The organism is Nocardia sp. CNS-044, assembly GCF_059570515.1.
In genome coordinates, this window is the sequence record NZ_JCANSX010000008.1 from 408,153 (window position 1) to 424,853 (window position 16,701).

Below are 16,701 nucleotides of genomic sequence, written 5' to 3' on the forward strand. Positions count from 1 at the left end.
GATAAATAATGTTCCGCCCGGGTTGTCCGACTGGACAACCCGGGCGGTCGGTTCGATGGTCAGCGCCGGTTGGCGGGCGCCAAGGCGCGCAGGAAGAACACCAGGTTGGCGGGCCGTTCGGCGAGCCTGCGCATGAAGTAGCCGTACCACTGGTCGCCGTAGGGCAGATAGACCCGCACTCGATGGCGGTCCGCGGCGAGGCGGCGCTGCTCGGCGTCGCGGATGCCGTAGAGCATCTGGAACTCGAACTCGTCCGCCTTCCGGTCGACCTCGTCGGCGTAGCGCTGGGCCGCCTCGATCATCGCCGGGTCGTGGGTGGCGACCATCGGATAGCCCGCGCCGTCCACCAGGATCCGCAGGCACCGCAGGTAGGCGGCGTCCACCTCGGCGGTCGACTGGTAGGCCACCGACTCCGGCTCCCGGTACGCGCCCTTGCACAGCCGGATGCGCGACCCCGGGCCCGCGAAGTCGCGGCAGTCGGCCTCGGTGCGCCGCAGGTAGGCCTGGAGCACGGTGCCGGTGCCGGGGAAGTCCACCCGCAGATCCCGCACGATCGACAGCGTCGAGTCGGTGGTGGTGTGGTCCTCGGCGTCGACCGTGACCGCGACCCCCGCGTCGTGCGCGGCGGCGCAGATCTCGCGGGCGTTGTCGAGCGCGATCCGGTGCCCGTCGCGCGGCAGGGATTGGCCGAGCGCCGAGAGTTTCAGCGAAACCTCCAACGCGCCTACGGTTCCCGGCTCGGTGGCGTCGGGCAGTTCGGCGAGCGCCGTGAGCAGTGCGCGGTAGTGCGCCACGGTGTCGCGTGCCCGGGCGAGGTCGGTGGTGTCTTCGCCGAGGTAGTCGATGGTGACGAATCGGCCGGTACTCCGCAGCGCTCCGGTGGCGGCGATGGCCTGCGGCTCGGTCGAGCCCGCGACGAAGCGGTCGACCAGCGAGCGGGTGGCGCGCATCCGCGTGACGCCGCGCTCCAGCCTGGGGGAGCGGGCCGCCGCGAGCAAGGCGGGCCGCAGCAGTCCGGCGGGCATCACCGCACCTCCGTCTCGGCATCGGACGTGGGAGCAGCCGCGGCCTGGTGCGGGTAGCGGTGGTCGGTGGGCGGCACGAAGGTCTCCTTGATGGTGCGCGGCGAGACCCAGCGCAGCAGGTTCTGCGGCGAGCCCGCCTTGTCGTTGGTGCCCGACAGGCGAGACCCCCCGAACGGCTGCTGGCCGACCACGGCGCCGGTCGGTTTGTCGTTGACGTAGAAGTTGCCCGCGGCGAAGCGCAGCCGGTCGGTGGCCGCCGCCAAGGCGGCGCGGTCGTCGGCGACGATCGAGCCGGTGAGCCCGTAGGCCGCGCCACGGTCGACGAGTTCCATCGCCGCGGCGAAGGATCCGGGCGCCGCGTCGTCGTAGACGTGCACCGCCAGGATCGGTCCGAAGTACTCGGTGTGGAACGCCTCGTCGGTGGGATCGTCGCCGAGCAGCACGGTCGGGTCGACGAAATAGCCGACGCTGTCGTCGGTGCGGCCGCCCGCCGCGATGGTCAGACCCGGCGTCGCCTTCGCCCGGGCGATGGCCTCGGCATTCTTGTCGAAGGCGCGGCGATCGATGAGCGCGCCGCCGAAGTTGCCGAAATCGGTGACGTCGCCGTAGGTCAGCGCGTTCGCCTTGTCGACCAGGTCGGCGCCCATCCTCGCCCACACCGATTTCGGGATGAACGCGCGCGAGGCGGCCGAGCACTTCTGGCCCTGGTAGTCGAACGCCCCGCGCAGCAGCGCCGTGGTGAGCACGTCCGGGTCGGCGGAGGCGTGCGCGAGCACGAAGTCCTTGCCGCCGGTCTCACCCACCAGACGCGGATAGCCTTGATAGCGATCGAGATTCGTCGCCACGGTGCGCCACAGGTGGCGGAAGGTCGCGGTGGATCCGGTGAAATGCACACCGGCCAGGCGCGGGTCGGCCAGCGCCACGTCCGAGACCTCCGGACCCGCCCCGTGCACCAGGTTGATCACGCCGGGCGGCAGCCCCGCCGCCTCCAGCAGCTTCATCGTCCAGTACGCGGCCACCGCCTGGGTCGGCGCGGGCTTCCACAGCACGGTGTTGCCCATCAGTGCGGGCGCGGTCGGCAGATTGCCCGCGATGGCGGTGAAGTTGAAGGGGGTGATCGCGTAGACGAAGCCCTCCAACGGCCGGTACTCCAGCCGATTCCACACGCCCGGCGTGGAGATCGGCTGCTCCGCCAGGATCTGGCGCGCGAAGTGCACGTTGAACCGCCAGAAGTCGACCAGTTCGCACGGCGCGTCGATCTCGGCCTGGTACGCGGTCTTGGATTGACCGAGCATCGTCGCCGCGGCGAGGGTTTCCCGCCACGGCCCAGCGAGCAGATCGGCGGCGCGCAAGAACACCGCGGCCCGGTCCTCGAACGAGAGCGCACGCCAGCCCGGTGCGGCCGCGGCGGCTGCCTCGATGGCGTCCTGGACGTCGCGGGCCTCGGCGAAGGTGAGGGTGCCGAGCACCGCGGCGTGCCGGTGCGGCTGCACCACTTCGACGACCGGTCCGGCCGTGCGGCGATGCTTACCACCGATGACGTGGTGTACCTCGGTCGGCGTCGCGGCGAGCTCGGTCAGTTCGGCACGCAGCCGCCCCCGTTCGGGTGTGCCGGGGGCGAAGCTGCCGACGGGTTCGTTGACGGGCGTGGGTGTGGTCGCGATGGCGTCCATGGATCCTCCTGCCTGGTCGGAGCTGGTCAGCGCAGTCAACTCCGCGAAAGCCCCGCGCCGGATCGGCCGATGGGACAAAGATGGGGTGGAGTTGTTGTCCGGTCGGCCGAAGCCGATCGGGCGGGAAGGTGTGAGCGTGGTCACCGAGGAACCGAACCGTCCGGCGGGTGTGCCGCTGCGCGAACTGCTCGACGCGCTCGACAGCACCGTCACCGATCCGGTCGAAGCGCCCGACGGTGACGCGGTCGCGATCCGCTCAGTGGCGCTATTGGACGGCGACGACCTCGGCGAGTCGCCTTCGGTTCCGGCGGATATGTCGTTGCTGGTCGGCGTGCCGGAGTCCGCGGTGCTGGCCTGGCTGGACGAGCTGGCCGCCCGACCGCCGGAGCGGCGTCCGCGGGCGGTGCTGCTCAAGTCGACCGCGGAATCCGCCGCGGTGCGCGCGGCCGCTCGGCGCTCGCGGGTCGCCGTGGTCGTCGTCGACCGCAGGGCTCGCTGGGACACGGTGCTCGCGCTGGTGCGCCGCGTCCTCGACCGGGCGGGCCGCGGCGGACCGGCCGAGGACCCGCTGACCACCGATACCGACCTGTTCGGGCTGGCCCAGATCGTCGCGCAGAACGCGGGCGGCATGGTCTCGATCGAGGACGCGCATTCGCACGTGCTGGCCTATTCCGCCTCCGACGAATCGGCCGACGAACTGCGCATCCTGTCCATCCTCGGCCGCGAGGGACCGCGCGACTACCTGCGGGTGCTCCAGGACTGGGGCGTGTTCGACCGGCTGCGCCGCGGCGACGAGGTGATCGACCTGCCCGCCCGCACGGAGCTGAACATCAAGCGCCGCTTGGTCGTCGGCATTCACGCCACGGCCGCCGACGGCCGGTCGCGCACGCTCGGCTCGATCTGGTTGCAGCAGGGGGACCGGCCGTTCAAACCGGATGCCGCGGAGGTGCTGCGCGGCGCGGCCGCCGTCGCCGCCCGCATCATCGCGCGGGCCTTGGACGCGCCGTCGACCGAAACCTTGTTGCTGCATAGGCTTTTCGGTGCGCACGGCGAGGGCGTCGACATCCCGTCCGTGGCGGGCGCACTGCGCATTCCCGTGCGTGGACCGGCGGCCGTCGTCGGATTCGCCTTGAACGCGCCCGCGGGCGCGGAGCATTCGGAGATCGGCAGTGTGATCCGCTTGCACGCGAGCTCGTTTCGGGCCGACTCGATCGCGACCGTGCTCGGCGACCGCGTCTACGTGCTGCTGCCCGGGTATCGGTCCGCGCCGTCGGTCACGGCGTGGACCCGGCAGCTGGTCGACCAGCTGGAGACCGGGCGCGGGGCGATCCTGCGCGCGGCCATCGCCATTCCGGTCGCCGACCTCACCCAGGTGGCCGCCGCGCGCGCCGAGGTCGACCGGGTGCTGGACAGCACCGCGGCCACCTTCCCGCACGGCCGGGTGACCACCCTCGCCGAATCCCGCACCGCCGTGCTGCTCGGAGAGATCCTCGATTTGCTCGCCACCCGAGCCGAATTGCACGACCCGCGGCTGCGGGCGCTGTTCGACTACGACCGCGACCACGGCGCACATCTCGGCGAGAGCGTCGAAGGCTACCTGCGCGAGCACGGCGACGTGCGGCGCGCGGCCTCGACCCTGCGGGTGCACCCGAACACGCTGCGCTACCGGCTGCGCCGCGCGGAATCCATCACCGGTGTCGCCCTCGCCGACCCCGCGAACCGCCTTCTGCTGGAACTTCAACTCGCCCTCCACCGCCGCACCAGCCCGGCATGACGTCGACCGGGGTGCCCCGGTGGCACCCGCGTGTGTCAGCGCGGCGTGCGTGGATGCAGTCCCGCTGCTGTCGCCGCGTCGGCGAGTACCTGTTCGAGCATCGCGGGGGTCAATCGTCCGGTGAAGGTGTTCTGCTGGCTGACGTGGTAGCAGCCGAACAACTCCAGTTCCGCGCGACCCGCCACAGCGGGCGCCAGCGTGACCCGCACGCCGTGCCCGAACTTCGGGCGCGGGCGCGGCACCACCCAGCCCGCCTCGGCGAGCGCGGGCAGCGCGGCCTGCCAGCCGAACGCGCCTAGCACCACGACCGACCGGACCGTCGGGGCCAGCAATCCGAGTTCGATGTCCAGCCAGCCGCGGCACCGATCGCGTTCGTCGGGAGCCGGTTTGTTGTCCGGCGGCGCGCAGTGCACGGGCGCGGTGACCCGGGCGCCGAGCAGTTCGAGGCCGTCACCGCGACGCACCGAGGTCGGCTGGTTCGCGAGGCCGACGGCGTGCATGGCGGCGTAGAGCACGTCACCGCTGCGGTCGCCGGTGAACATGCGCCCGGTGCGGTTGCCGCCGTGCGCGGCGGGGGCGAGCCCGATGATCAGCAGCCTGGCATCGGGCGGCCCGAAGCCGGGAACCGGTCGGCCCCAATAGGTTTCGTCGCGGAACGCGGCGCGCTTCTCGCGCGCGACCAGTTCCCGCCACGCCACGAGGCGCGGGCAGGCGAAGCAATCGGCGACGGAGGCGTCGAGGTCGGCGAGGGTGCGGCACATGGGTACCACTCGATCACGACCGTCACCCGGCCGCGGCGGGACAGGGCCGGTGCCGGTGGACATGCCTTGCACGATAGGGCCGGAGTGGCGATAGCGGCTGGTTAGCCAATCTCGAGTTGGTCACGAACCGAGCGGTTGCCACCCTGTGCGAAACGGCGGTACGTTGCGATGGAGCGGGAGATCGATCTCCTGTGGTCGCACCGGCGTCGGCGACGCGATGTGAACGAGCGTGAACCGTGAGCAGTTCCGGTGCCGTCTCGTCAGGCACCGTCCGTGATCCATTGGCGTACCGGGTGCGCCGCGACGCAGTGAGGTGAATATGACCGAGGGTTGGCCGAGTTCGATCAGTTCCTTCGACGATATCTTCCAGCGGTTCTTCGGTTCGGGCATGCTGTCGCAGCCGCCCGTGCAGCGCACCGATCTCGGGCGACTGATGACCGACAACGCGAAACAGTTGATCGGCACGGCCCGCGAGACGGCCCGGGAGTGGGGCAGTCCCGAGATCACCCCCGAGCACCTGCTGTACGCGGCCACCGAGGCCGAACCGGGACGCAGCATCATCGCCGAGCTCGGCCACGATCCCGACAAGGTTGCCAGCCAGATGCGGGATGCCGTCGACACCGGCGAACCCGCCGAGGACGCCGACGAGCAGGTGACCTTGAGCCCCGGCGCGAAGCTCGCCCTGCGCGCGGCCCAGCGCCGCGCGGCCGACGCGGGCAGCAGCTACATCGGCCCCGAACACATCCTGCTCGGCATCGCCTCCGTCAGCGATAGCCCGGCGGCCCACGTGCTGCTGTCGGGCGCCAAGACCGCCACCGCGGGTCGGCCCGCGAAGAGCGAGACCCCGACGCTGGACCAGTACGGCCGCGACATGACCGCGGAGGCGCGGGCGGGGAACCTGGACCCCGTGGTCGGCCGCGCCGAGGAGATCGAGCAGACGGTGGAGATACTGTCTCGGCGGCGCAAGAACAACCCGGTGCTGATCGGCGATCCCGGCGTCGGCAAGACCGCGATCGTGGAGGGCCTTGCCCAGCGCATCGTGAACGGCGACGTGCCGAGCACCCTCGCCGACCGCCGCGTGGTCGCCCTCGATGTCGGTTCGCTGGTGGCGGGCAGCAAGTATCGCGGCGAGTTCGAGGAGCGGCTGACCAAGATCCTGGACGAGGTGCGCGCGCACTCCGGCGAATTGGTGGTGTTCATCGACGAACTGCACACCATCGTCGGCGCGGGCGGCGGCTCCGAGGGCGCGATGGACGCGGGCAATCTGCTCAAACCCGCGCTGGCGCGCGGTGACCTGCACGCGATCGGCGCGACCACCATCGACGAGTACCGCCGCCACATCGAGAAGGACGCCGCGCTCGAGCGGCGGTTCCAGCCGGTCCTGGTGTCGGAGCCCTCCGTCGCTGACACCATCGAGATCCTGCGCGGCCTCGTCGACGTGTACGAGGAACACCACCAGGTGCGGTATCAGGATGAAGCGCTCGTCGCGGCGGCCGAACTGTCGGACCGCTACCTCACCGACCGGTTCATGCCCGACAAGGCGATCGACCTGCTGGACCAGGCGGGCGCGCGGGTGCGGTTGCGCACCCGCACCCCCGCCCCCGACCTGCGTTCGAAGGAAGAGGAATTGGCCAGGCTGCGCCGGGAGAAGGACGCCGCGGTGGCCGCCGAGGACTACGAGAAGGCCAACGAACTCAAGGCCGAGATCGCCGCCGCCGAACAGCGCGTCGAGGAATCCGAGTCCGGCGAGGCGCCGCAGGTGACCGTCACCGACATCGCCGAGGTGGTGTCCCGTCAGACCGGCATCCCGGTCGCCGACCTCACCGTCGAGGAGCGCGAGCGGCTGCTGAAACTGGAAGAGGTGCTGCACAAGCGGGTGATCGGCCAGGAGGAGGCGATCGTCGCGGTCGCCGAGGCCGTGCGCAGGGCGAGAGCCGGGTTGAAGGACCCGAACCGGCCCATCGGCTCGTTCCTGTTCCTCGGACCGACCGGCGTCGGCAAGACCGAACTCGCGAAAGCTCTGGCCGAGGCCGTCTTCGGCGACGAGGACCGGCTGATCCGCTTCGACATGAGCGAATTCCAGGAGAAGCACACGGTCTCGCGCCTGGTCGGCGCCCCGCCCGGATACATCGGCTACGACGACGCGGCCCAGCTCACCGACAAAGTCCGCAGGCAACCGTATTCGGTGATCCTGTTCGATGAGGTGGAGAAGGCGCACCCGGACGTGTTCAACGTGCTGCTCCAGCTGCTCGACGACGGCCGGGTCACCGACAGCAAGGGCCGGACCGTGGATTTCAAGAACACCATCGTCATCATGACCAGCAACATCGGTTCCGACCTGATCCTGTCCGCCCCCGAGGGCGACGTCGAGGCGATCACGGCGCAGCTGATGGATCGGCTGGGCGCGCACTTCCGCCCCGAGTTCCTCAACCGGATCGACGAAACGATCGTGTTCCACCGCCTGGATCGTCAGGAATTGCGCGACATCGTCGATCTGGTGCTGGACGGCACCCGTCGCCTGCTGCACGCCCAGGACATCGCGCTCGACATCACGGACCCGGCCGTGGACTGGCTGGCCGAGCACGGCTATCAGCCCGAGTACGGCGCGCGCCCGTTACGTCGCACCGTGCAGAAGGAGCTCGACAACAAGCTGTCCCGGCTGCTGTTGGACGGCAAGCTCGGCCCGGGCGACACGGTGCGCGTCGACGCCGACGACAAGGGGCTGATCCTCGGCGCGATCGAGCACCGGGGCAAGCAAACCGTCGAAGCTGGAGTCTGAGCGGTGCCGCCGATCCTGCGGTACGATCGCGACGCCTGTCCGGAAGTGTTCGGGGAGGCGGTGGAAACCGCTGGGGGAGTGGGATATTGGGTGAACGCGAGCGGGTGGTGGCGCACGTGAATTCCCGCGAGGACCTGCTGCGCCGGATCAGGGACGCGCTGGTCGAGCTACCCGACGACGAACGGGTCGTGCCGGTGCCGAACGCGGTCGTCCGCCAGGGAACCGGCGCCGAGCCCGGCGATCTAGCGGCGCTGGTCGACCTGTTCGCCGAACGCATGGAACATCACGGTGCGCGGCTGCGCCGGATCACCGCGGCGGACATCCCGGATCAGGTGCGCGCCGCGCTGCGCGAGCACGGTGCGCGCTCGGTCATCGCACCCGACGGACTGCCCGCCGAATGGCTGGCCGGATGGGCGGCCGAGGTTGGCCACCGCATCGTCCCCGATAGTCCGCTGGCGACGACCGGCGAGATGGAGCAGGTCGACGCGGTCGTCACCACCTGCGCGGCCGCGGCCGCCGATTCCGGCATTCTCGTGCTCGACGGCGGCGAGGGACAGAGTCGCCGACCCGCCACGCTCGCGCCCGACTGCCACGTCTGCGTGGTGCGAGCCGAACAGCTCCTCGCCTCGCTGCCGGAGGTGATGGACCGGCTCGATCCGCGCCGGCAAACCATCCTGGTCGGCGGCCCGTCGGCCACCGCCGACGCGGCGACGCCCGGTGTGCACGGCCCGCGCCGGTTGGTCGTGCTCGTCGTGCAGTGAACAGGGACGCATCGGAAGGACACGATCGTGGGTGAATTCCGGACCAAGCGGATCTACGACGACCCCAGCGACGACGACGGCCGCCGGGTGCTCGTCGACCGGCTGTGGCCGCGCGGCATCAGCAAGGAGCGCGCCCGAATCGACCTGTGGGACAAGGAGATCACGCCCTCGAACGACCTGCGCACCTGGTTCCACCACGACTCCGCCGCCGACTTCACCGAGTTCGCCAGGCGCTATGAGGCCGAGCTGTCCGGCGACGCGCAGCGGCGGGGTCTTCGCGAACTGCGCGAACTCGCCGCCGAGCATCCCGTGACCCTGGTGACCGCGGCGAAGGATCCCGAGCACAGCCACGTCGCGGTGCTGCTCGACCACCTGCGCGGTGACTGAGGACGATCGCTCGGTCAGCCCAGCTCCGCGGTGCCGATGACCTCGTCGCCTCGCACGTGCGGTCGCGCGCCGAGTCCGGTGTCGATGAGCTGCCGTGCCGCGATGTTGTCCGGCGTGGTCACGGCGGTGATGCGGCGGGCTCCGGATCGTGTGGCGAGCGCGCGCAACTCGGTGGCGACGCGGCCGCCGATGCCGCGCCCACGGTGCGAGCGGCCGATCCACACGCCCGCCTCCACCTCGTCGCCGTGCGGTTCGAGCCGGGCCGCGCCGACGACGCGGCCCTCGACCGTGATGACGAAGGTGCGTTCGTTCGGGCAGGTGGGATGCAGCGCGCGGTCGCGGTGAAACGCCAGGAACGCCTCCTTGCGCACCGCGGTCCAGCCCGGCGGTCCGGCCACCGGCGCCATGACCTCGAGCGGGTCGGCGTCGGTCACCGCCGCGTCGAGCAGCAGCGGAAGGCTCTGCTCGCTCAGTTCGATCAGCTCGACGACCGGTTCGGCGCGTTGGCGCAAGAGGGCGTCGGCGCGCTCCAGATGGATCGGCGACCAGAACGCGGCCCAGTCGGCGTCTTGGCCGAGCGCGCGGCGGATGGCCAGCACCCGATCGACGAGAGCGACCAGATCGGCGAGAGCCCGTTCGCTCTCGTCGCGATTCACGAAACCCATGTGGATGGCGGAGTCGCGCACCGTGACGATCCGCGTGAGCAGCGCCTCGGGCAAGTGGATGTCCGGGGGCGTGACCCGGTTCAGCACCTGGGCCGCCTCGAGCCCGCCGAGCGTCCACAGGTCGGGCAGCGGTCGGTCCGGATTCTCCGGCCGCCCGGCCAGCGTCAGCGTCGTCTCGAGACCCGCCATGTGCCCGCGGACCAGGTGGATGTCTATTCCGGCGAGTACGGCTTTGAGCAGCGACTCGGCACACGCGCCGATCGAGACGGCCTGGTCGATCAGCGCGAGCGGTTCGCGAGATCCGGTGCAGGCCAACGCGCGGCGCGCGTGCGCCCGCGCGAGTTCCTCGAGCGCGACGGGCAGCTGATCGTAATCGATCGCGCCGAATGCGGTGGGCCACTGGCGAAGTGCTGCCATGCGATCGGCTCCCGAAGGTCGTCGGTGCGAATGTCGGGTTGTTAGATTGCCACACACCGACCGCCGCGGACCGTGCTTTGTCCGCGCGAGATTCGGCGCGGGCCCCGGCGAACTCGGCGGCCCGGTCAGGCGGAGCCGTCTTGCGCGGTGATGCCGAGCAGCACCGACTGCACCTCGCGCAGCCGATCCACGTCGTTGCGGATGCCCGCCGCGGTGTCGGTGTAGAGGAACGCCTCGCCGATCCGAACCAGCGTGTAGGCCAACAGTTCTCGCTCGAGTGGCGGTTGGTAGCCGTCCTCTTCCTCTACACGGGCGATGAGTTCGGCGACGGCGGCGACCGCGCGCGGCTGGACCGGTCCGTCGCTGGCGGTGAGGATGCGTAAGCCCGAGATCGGTTCGTTCTCGAAGTAGAGCCGGAAGGGCTCGTTCACCGCCTCCCAGCGTGCGACGCGGTCGAGCACCTCGAGGATGCGTTCGGCGCCGCGCGACCGTCGCTTGGCGTCGGCGCGGGCGATCATCTGCTCGTACTCCTGGACGAGCATCGCGCCGAGCAGGCCGTCCCGCGAGCCGAACCAGCGGTAGATCGACGCGCGGCTGAGTCCTAGCTCTGCGGCGATGGCCTGCACGTCGACGCGTTCACCGGCCAGGAAGGCACGGCGGGTGAGTTCGATGACCTGTTCGCGGGTGGCCGAAGCCGGACGTCCGGGAGAGCGAGTGGCGGCGGGCCGCGAGGGAGTGGTCACCGGGTGAATCGTACAGCCGATGGACCGGATGGCCGCGCCTATTGGAGACGTAATGGCTTAGTTGTATTTTATGGGGTGTCCCTCGAAACGGACCATCCTCGACAGTCAGGAGAACCATGAGCGCCCCGACTTCCCGCACGGCCATCGTCACCGGTTCCGCCCGCGGCATCGGCGCCGCCACCGCCCGCAGGCTCGCCGCCGACGGCTTCGCGGTCGCTGTCCTCGACCTGGACGAGGCCGCGTGCAAGCCCGTCGTCGAGGAGATCGAGGCGGCGGGCGGCAGGGCGCTCGCGGTGGGCGTCGACGTCTCCGACGAGCAGTCCGCGGGCGCCGCCGTGCAGCGGGTCGCCGACGAGCTGGGCGCGCCGACGGTGCTGGTGAACAACGCGGGCATCACCCGCGACAACCTGCTGTTCAAGATGAGCGTCGCCGACTGGGACTCGGTGATGAACGTGCACCTGCGCGGCTCGTTCCTGATGAGCCGCGCCACCCAGAAGTACATGACCGAGGCCAAGTGGGGCCGCGTCGTCAACCTGTCGAGCACCTCCGCGCTGGGCAACCGCGGCCAGGCCAACTACTCGGCGGCGAAGGCGGGCCTGCAGGGCTTCACCAAGACGCTGGCCATCGAACTCGGCAAGTTCGGCGTCACGGTCAACGCCATCGCCCCCGGCTTCATCGAGACAGACATGACCGCCGCCACCGCCGAGCGGATCGGCGTGAGCTTCGAGCAGTTCGTCGAGGCGGCCGCCAAGCAGATCCCGGTCGGGCGCACCGGCAAGCCGGAAGACATCGCCAACACGGTCTCCTTCCTGGTCGGCGAGGGCGCCGGATTCGTCTCCGGTCAGGTCATCTACGTGGCCGGCGGACCGACCGCCTGAGCGAAGGGAATTGCTATGCGGGTCTTTCACGGCGTCGCCGAATCGCTGTCGGTGCTGGTGGAGTGAGGCATCCGCGCCGCCGGGCGCTCACCGTCGGAATTCCTCGACGGGGGTGAACTCGGCGGCGCGATCGCCGACTTCGTTGCGGTACCACGCTTCTCGGCGGTCGCGCTGAAACCGGTCGGCGAGGTCGTCCAGTCCGGGAACGGTGCGGCGCAGCGTCTCGAGACCGAAGATCACCGGCGTGCGCAGGATCGGGTAGAGGATCCACGGAAAGCGCCGTGGCATGACGTGCGCGGCGTAGGTGGCGGGCGGCAGCCAGAAACCGGTGTAGCCGATCTGCGCGCGGTAGTTGAGCTCGTCGCGGATTCGCTTGCGCCACGGCGTTTCCGGCTTCGGCCGGAAGGCTGGAAGGTAGGACTCGACGAGTTCGGCTCCGTCGGCGCCCGCCGTGTGCGCCCGCTTGACGAAGGCGGCGAACATCAGCTGCGCGCCGGTGCGCAGATCGGTCGGATACCAGTCCGGCTGCACGCCGAGCAAGTGCCCGACGTAGCGCCAGAAATGCATGGTGGCTTCGATTTCCGCCCGCGTGGTCTGGAAACCCGCGCTCCACAGCGCGAGTCCGGGGACCACGCTGCCCGCCATCAGGGTGAGCGTGGCGTCGCCGACGCTGATCGGCACACCCCACGCCGCGCGCTGCCACTCCGGCCTGCTCAGCAGCTTGCGCCGGATGAACACGTGCATGATTCGCACCCGCATGGCGGTCTGCCGTCCGCGCGCGCCGGGCGACAAGCCGCCGGGTTCGGACACATCGATCCAGAAGCGCACGGTCTCCAGCTGGCGTTTGTGCGCGCGCTGTCCCGCGTAGCCGCCGGTGTAGGACAGGGGTTTGGCGACCGAGCTCTCCGAGTACATCTCGAGCGTGCTGGTCGTGGCGAAGCTGAACACCGAAGTGCCCCACCGGCGGAACACCCGCGCGCCCCGTTCGACCAGCTCGCGGTCCAGCCATGGCGGGGGCGTCTCGAACTCCTCGAACAGCCGCACCAGCGATGCGGGCGCGTCCGGCACCGCGCCGACGCCGTGCGTCAGCGCTCGGTCGAGCATGGCCCGTCCCGCTTTCGGGCCGGGTTCGCCGAGATAGACCTCGTCGACGAACGCCTCGGCCACTGGGTCGGCCTCGAAGTAGGCAGCCGCGAAGGAACGGACCAGATCGTCCGACGGTTGCGGATCGAATCGCAAAGCGCGCTTCATGATTCGCCGAATCCGCTGGATCGACGGATCCTCGACGCGCTGCCAGTAGCGGAATTCGGTCGGGGCGGCGGGTTCGGCCTCGTCCGCGGTATCGATAGCCATGTCGAAACACTAAAGTGAGTTCATGCTCACCTTCTACTCGCTTTTGCGGCCGGTCGATCGATGACCGGGAATACCGCGCCGAACCGGCGGAAAGCGCCCAAGCAGCCGCGCGCGAGGGAGTCGCGGGAACGCATCCTGACCGCCGCCGCTCAGCTTTTCGCCGAGCGCGGCATCGTGGACACCTCCACCAATCGCATCGCCGCGCACGCGGGCATGAGCATCGGGTCGCTGTACCGGTACTTCGCGGACAAGGACGAGATCGTCGGGGTGCTGCGCGATCGGGTGCTCACCGAACTCGAGGAGCGCTTCGCCGAGACGGTGCGGGCGGGGATGACGCTGTCCACGCGCGAATCGGTCGCGGCCAGCCTGCACGCGATCGTCGACGTGGTGTCGGCGCGAGAAGGTCTGGTACGCGCGCTGTCGGCGGCCGCCGCCGTGCCCGGATTCGGGCTGCTCGGGCTGGAGCGCAGGTTGCTCGTCCTCACCCGGGCCTATCTGCTGCACCGGCTCGGGCCGTGTCCGGAGGACGAGCTCGACGCGAAGGCGCTGGTCATGGTGACCACCGGCCTCGCCGCCGCCTTGCGCATCACCCTCGGGCCCGCCGCGACCGCCGACCGCGAACTGGTGATCACCGAAACGGCGACCATGATCGGCGGATGGCTCGAGCCGTCGGGTCGGTAGCGATACCATCGGAGGGGTCGGCGTCCCGGAAGGGGTAAAGAATGCACGTTTACCGGAATGCTCGACGGCGGCGGGTCCGCGCCACCGTGGTGGCGAGCGCCTGCGCGGGCGCCGCCGCGATCGCACTGGCCGCCGCGCCCGGCGCGCACGCCACCGCCACGCGGATCGCAGTCCTACCCGACCTGGGTTTCGGCCTCGCGACCAATTTCGGAACCGGCTGCGGCTACACGATCCAGGCCTTCGTGACCGACGCCGTCTCGCCGGTGTCCTTCTACGACAACGGGATTCCGCTCGCCACGGTGGCGCCGACCGGCGGGGTCGCGTTGCTGAAGTGGGTGCCGGCGACGCCGGGCGTGCACACGATCAGCGTGGCGCAGGTTCCCGACCATGCCATCACCGCGGCCACCGCGGTGTCCGTCGGCACCGGCATGCACATCGGGCACGGGTGCGCGGTGTTCGGCGGCTGATCCGAGTACCACGCGGCCAGGGCCGCGCCACCGTCCGGGAGGCGGTTCGCGTCACGGAGGATCGATATGACGACCCAGCGCAGACCACTCGAGGCCGGTTCGGAATTCGGGCCGTACCGGCTGGTCCGGCTGATCGGCCGCGGCGGCATGGGCGAGGTGTTCGAGGCCTACGACAGCGGCAAGGACCGTGTCGTCGCCATCAAGGTGCTGCCCGAGCGGCTGGCCGAGGACCCCGTCTACCGCGAGCGGTTCCGGCGCGAGTCGCACGCAGCGGCCCGGCTCAAGGAACCGCACGTCATCCCGATCCACGACTACGGGGAGATCGACGGGCACCTCTACATCGATATGCGCCTCGTCGAGGGCGAGAATCTGCGCGCGCTGCTGCGGGCCAGCGCGCCGCTGGACCCGCACGACGCCGTCGAGCTGATCAGACAGGTGGCGGCCGCCCTGGACGCCGCGCACGCCGACGACCTGGTGCACCGCGACATCAAGCCGGACAACATCCTCACCACGCCCGACGGGTTCGCCTACCTCGTCGATTTCGGCATCGCGCATTCCAGCACCGCCGAGGGGCTGACGGGCGCCGGTTCGGCGATCGGGTCCTTCCACTACATGTCGCCGGAGCGGTTCACCTCGCGTGTGGTCACCCCGGCCGCGGACATCTACGCGCTCGGCTGTGTGCTCTACGAATGTCTCACCGGCACTCGGCCGTTCCCTGCCGACACCGATGGCGAGGTCATGCGGGCGCACCTGGTGGAATCGCCGCCGCGGCCCAGTCGGTTGCGCCCTGCGATTCCGCGCGCCATGGACGCGGTGATCGCTCGGGCGCTGGCGAAGGAGCCCGCCGCGCGCTATGGCAGCGCGGGGGAGTTCGCGGCCGCGGCGCGGGCAGCGTTGCTTGGTTCGAAGGGTGCTGCGCCGCCGAGCGAAGCGGCGGACACCGTCACCAGCGCGGAAGTTTCTGTGCCAGAAGGTGCTACGGCGACGAGTACGGGGAGGATCGAGAAATCGCCTGCTGCGTTCGCACCTCCGACCGGCGAAGCGTCGATGGAAGTTCTCGCTGATACGGCGGCGACTCCGCGTCCATTCGCGACCGATCTGGGTGACGCGGTGGAAGGCTCCGCGCGGAGTTCCGGGGTGCGCGGGACGGGTGGCGTGGGGGCAACGGACGAGACCGGCGACTCGGCGGCGGGTCCGCCGAAACGGCCGTCACCTGCGGAGGATGGTGGCGCGGGGGCGTCCGGGCCGCCGGAGCGGACGCTGCGGCGGGTGGCGGATCGGATGGCGGTTCCGGCTCTTGTCGCCGCCGTAATTCTCGCGGCGGCAACGGTTTTGGCCGCCTGGGTGGTGTCGGGGCGGCCCGCCGAGGGCACCGCGGTCGCCGATGACGCCGCCCTGCGACCGGCGGACGTCGAGCTGGTGGCGAGCGCCGGATTGATCGGCTACAAGCGCGCGAATTGCGCGCACCGCGAACCGGACGTCGGCACCGAGGCGGTCGTCTACTGCGACGCCAACGATCGCACCGGCACGCCCACCGCCCGGCTGTTCCGGTTCAGCAGCCTCGAGTGGTTGCGGGACTACTACCAGAACTACGTGGTCGAGGCTTACGACGCCACCAACTGCCCCGGCGATCCGCCGGGCGTAGACGGCCCCCTAATGGTGGACGGCAAGCCCGCCGGGCGCGACGCGTGCCTGACCAGTCGGGTCGAGGATCCCGCGACGCCCAAACCGGTGCTGGCCGTGGCCGACGAGGATCAGCTCGCGCTGGGGATCTACGTGTGGGACGGCCCCGAGGCCCAGGCCGAGCGCGATTACGTCGCCTCCCACCACCTCTTCCACTTCTTGCCGAAGGACAAGGCCGTCGACCCGGACTTCTTCACCCCCGCCGACCGTCGCGTCCTCGACCACCTGACCGGCGATTTCGGGCCCTCGACGTGCAAACACGTCGACACGCCCGGTGGCACGGTGGAGGCGGCCGTCGGCTGCGGCAGTCCTCGCGGTGTGCCCTCGCCGACGTTCCTCGGCTTCCCCGACCACCGCTCGATGAGCCTGGGATATCAAGCGGCACTGGGGCAGACGCGCGGTCACGCGTGCGGTGGCAGCAGCGGCGGCGCGGACGACGTGTGGCGCAAGGCTTCCGGTCCCGTCGGCCGCCTCTTCTGCTACACCGATGAGAACGCGGTGCTCGGCACCCGAGAGTGCTTGATGGCGATGCACGACGAATTCCGGCTCGTCGTCGACGTGTGCGCGCTGGGCAAGGACGACCCCGACCAAGGCCCGAGGTCGGAAGCCGAGTTGCTCGAGTGGTTCGAGCGCAATTTCGGTTAGCGCCGCCGA

The 16,701-nt window shown here is 70.4% G+C and carries 14 protein-coding genes; 8 read left to right on the plus strand and 6 right to left on the minus strand.

Annotated features, from left to right (window positions below; genetic code table 11):
- Positions 1-59: 59 nt before the first annotated feature.
- Both T333_RS21095 and pruA read right to left on the minus strand, forming a co-directional pair.
- The gene (locus T333_RS21095; protein WP_496425561.1) at positions 60-1,025 is read right to left on the minus strand and encodes a proline dehydrogenase family protein; all 966 of its coding nucleotides are present in this window, start codon (positions 1,023-1,025) and stop codon (positions 60-62) included.
- A complete protein-coding gene (pruA, locus tag T333_RS21100) occupies positions 1,025-2,698 on the minus strand; it encodes an L-glutamate gamma-semialdehyde dehydrogenase (RefSeq protein ID WP_496425562.1) in 1,674 nt (557 codons plus the stop codon). Before pruA ends, T333_RS21095 begins: the two co-directional genes overlap by 1 nt.
- 136 nt (positions 2,699-2,834) lie before the next feature.
- Between pruA and T333_RS21105 the strand changes: the two genes are divergently transcribed.
- Positions 2,835-4,472: a PucR family transcriptional regulator gene (locus tag T333_RS21105; protein WP_496425563.1), complete on the plus strand. Its 1,638-nt coding sequence runs from the start codon at positions 2,835-2,837 to the stop codon at positions 4,470-4,472.
- 35 nt (positions 4,473-4,507) lie between these two features.
- Here the strand turns inward: T333_RS21105 and T333_RS21110 are convergent, their stop codons facing one another.
- On the minus strand, positions 4,508-5,233 hold the full coding sequence (locus tag T333_RS21110) for a uracil-DNA glycosylase (RefSeq protein ID WP_496425772.1): 726 nt from the start codon (positions 5,231-5,233) through the stop codon (positions 4,508-4,510).
- A gap of 319 nt (positions 5,234-5,552) precedes the next feature.
- On the opposite strand from T333_RS21110, the gene T333_RS21115 reads away from it, so the two are divergent.
- From T333_RS21115 to T333_RS21125, 3 genes are all read left to right on the plus strand, one after another.
- Positions 5,553-8,012: an ATP-dependent Clp protease ATP-binding subunit gene (locus tag T333_RS21115; RefSeq protein ID WP_496425564.1), complete on the plus strand. Its 2,460-nt coding sequence runs from the start codon at positions 5,553-5,555 to the stop codon at positions 8,010-8,012.
- Positions 8,013-8,098: 86 nt separating this feature from the next.
- Positions 8,099-8,773 carry a LutC/YkgG family protein gene (locus T333_RS21120; protein WP_496425565.1) on the plus strand — a complete coding sequence of 225 codons (675 nt, stop codon included), beginning with the start codon at positions 8,099-8,101 and terminating at the stop codon, positions 8,771-8,773.
- 27 nt (positions 8,774-8,800) lie between these two features.
- Positions 8,801-9,160 carry a DUF488 domain-containing protein gene (locus tag T333_RS21125; protein WP_355002949.1) on the plus strand — a complete coding sequence of 120 codons (360 nt, stop codon included), beginning with the start codon at positions 8,801-8,803 and terminating at the stop codon, positions 9,158-9,160.
- A gap of 14 nt (positions 9,161-9,174) precedes the next feature.
- On the opposite strand, the gene T333_RS21130 is transcribed toward T333_RS21125, so the two are convergent.
- Positions 9,175-10,242 (minus strand): GNAT family N-acetyltransferase, encoded by a 1,068-nt coding sequence (locus T333_RS21130; protein WP_496425566.1) that lies wholly within the window; start codon positions 10,240-10,242, stop codon positions 9,175-9,177.
- Positions 10,243-10,367: 125 nt separating this feature from the next.
- Positions 10,368-10,985 carry a TetR/AcrR family transcriptional regulator gene (locus T333_RS21135; RefSeq protein WP_355002947.1) on the minus strand — a complete coding sequence of 206 codons (618 nt, stop codon included), beginning with the start codon at positions 10,983-10,985 and terminating at the stop codon, positions 10,368-10,370.
- 116 nt (positions 10,986-11,101) lie between these two features.
- Between T333_RS21135 and fabG the strand changes: the two genes are divergently transcribed.
- Entirely contained in the window at positions 11,102-11,863 is a 762-nt protein-coding gene (gene fabG, locus T333_RS21140; protein WP_355002946.1) for a 3-oxoacyl-ACP reductase FabG, read from the plus strand.
- An 87-nt stretch (positions 11,864-11,950) separates the two neighbouring features.
- Here fabG and T333_RS21145 read toward each other — a convergent pair whose 3' ends face one another.
- Complete coding sequence (locus tag T333_RS21145) at positions 11,951-13,216, minus strand: oxygenase MpaB family protein (protein WP_496425567.1); 1,266 nt, start codon at positions 13,214-13,216, stop codon at positions 11,951-11,953.
- A gap of 60 nt (positions 13,217-13,276) precedes the next feature.
- Here T333_RS21145 and T333_RS21150 point away from each other — a divergent pair, with 60 nt between their 5' ends.
- From T333_RS21150 to T333_RS21160, 3 genes are all read left to right on the plus strand, one after another.
- Positions 13,277-13,897 (plus strand): TetR/AcrR family transcriptional regulator, encoded by a 621-nt coding sequence (locus tag T333_RS21150; protein ID WP_496425568.1) that lies wholly within the window; start codon positions 13,277-13,279, stop codon positions 13,895-13,897.
- Positions 13,898-13,938: 41 nt separating this feature from the next.
- Entirely contained in the window at positions 13,939-14,364 is a 426-nt protein-coding gene (locus T333_RS21155; RefSeq protein ID WP_496425569.1) for a hypothetical protein, read from the plus strand.
- Positions 14,365-14,430: 66 nt separating this feature from the next.
- A complete protein-coding gene (locus T333_RS21160; RefSeq protein WP_496425570.1) occupies positions 14,431-16,692 on the plus strand; it encodes a serine/threonine-protein kinase in 2,262 nt (753 codons plus the stop codon).
- Positions 16,693-16,701 lie beyond the last annotated feature (9 nt).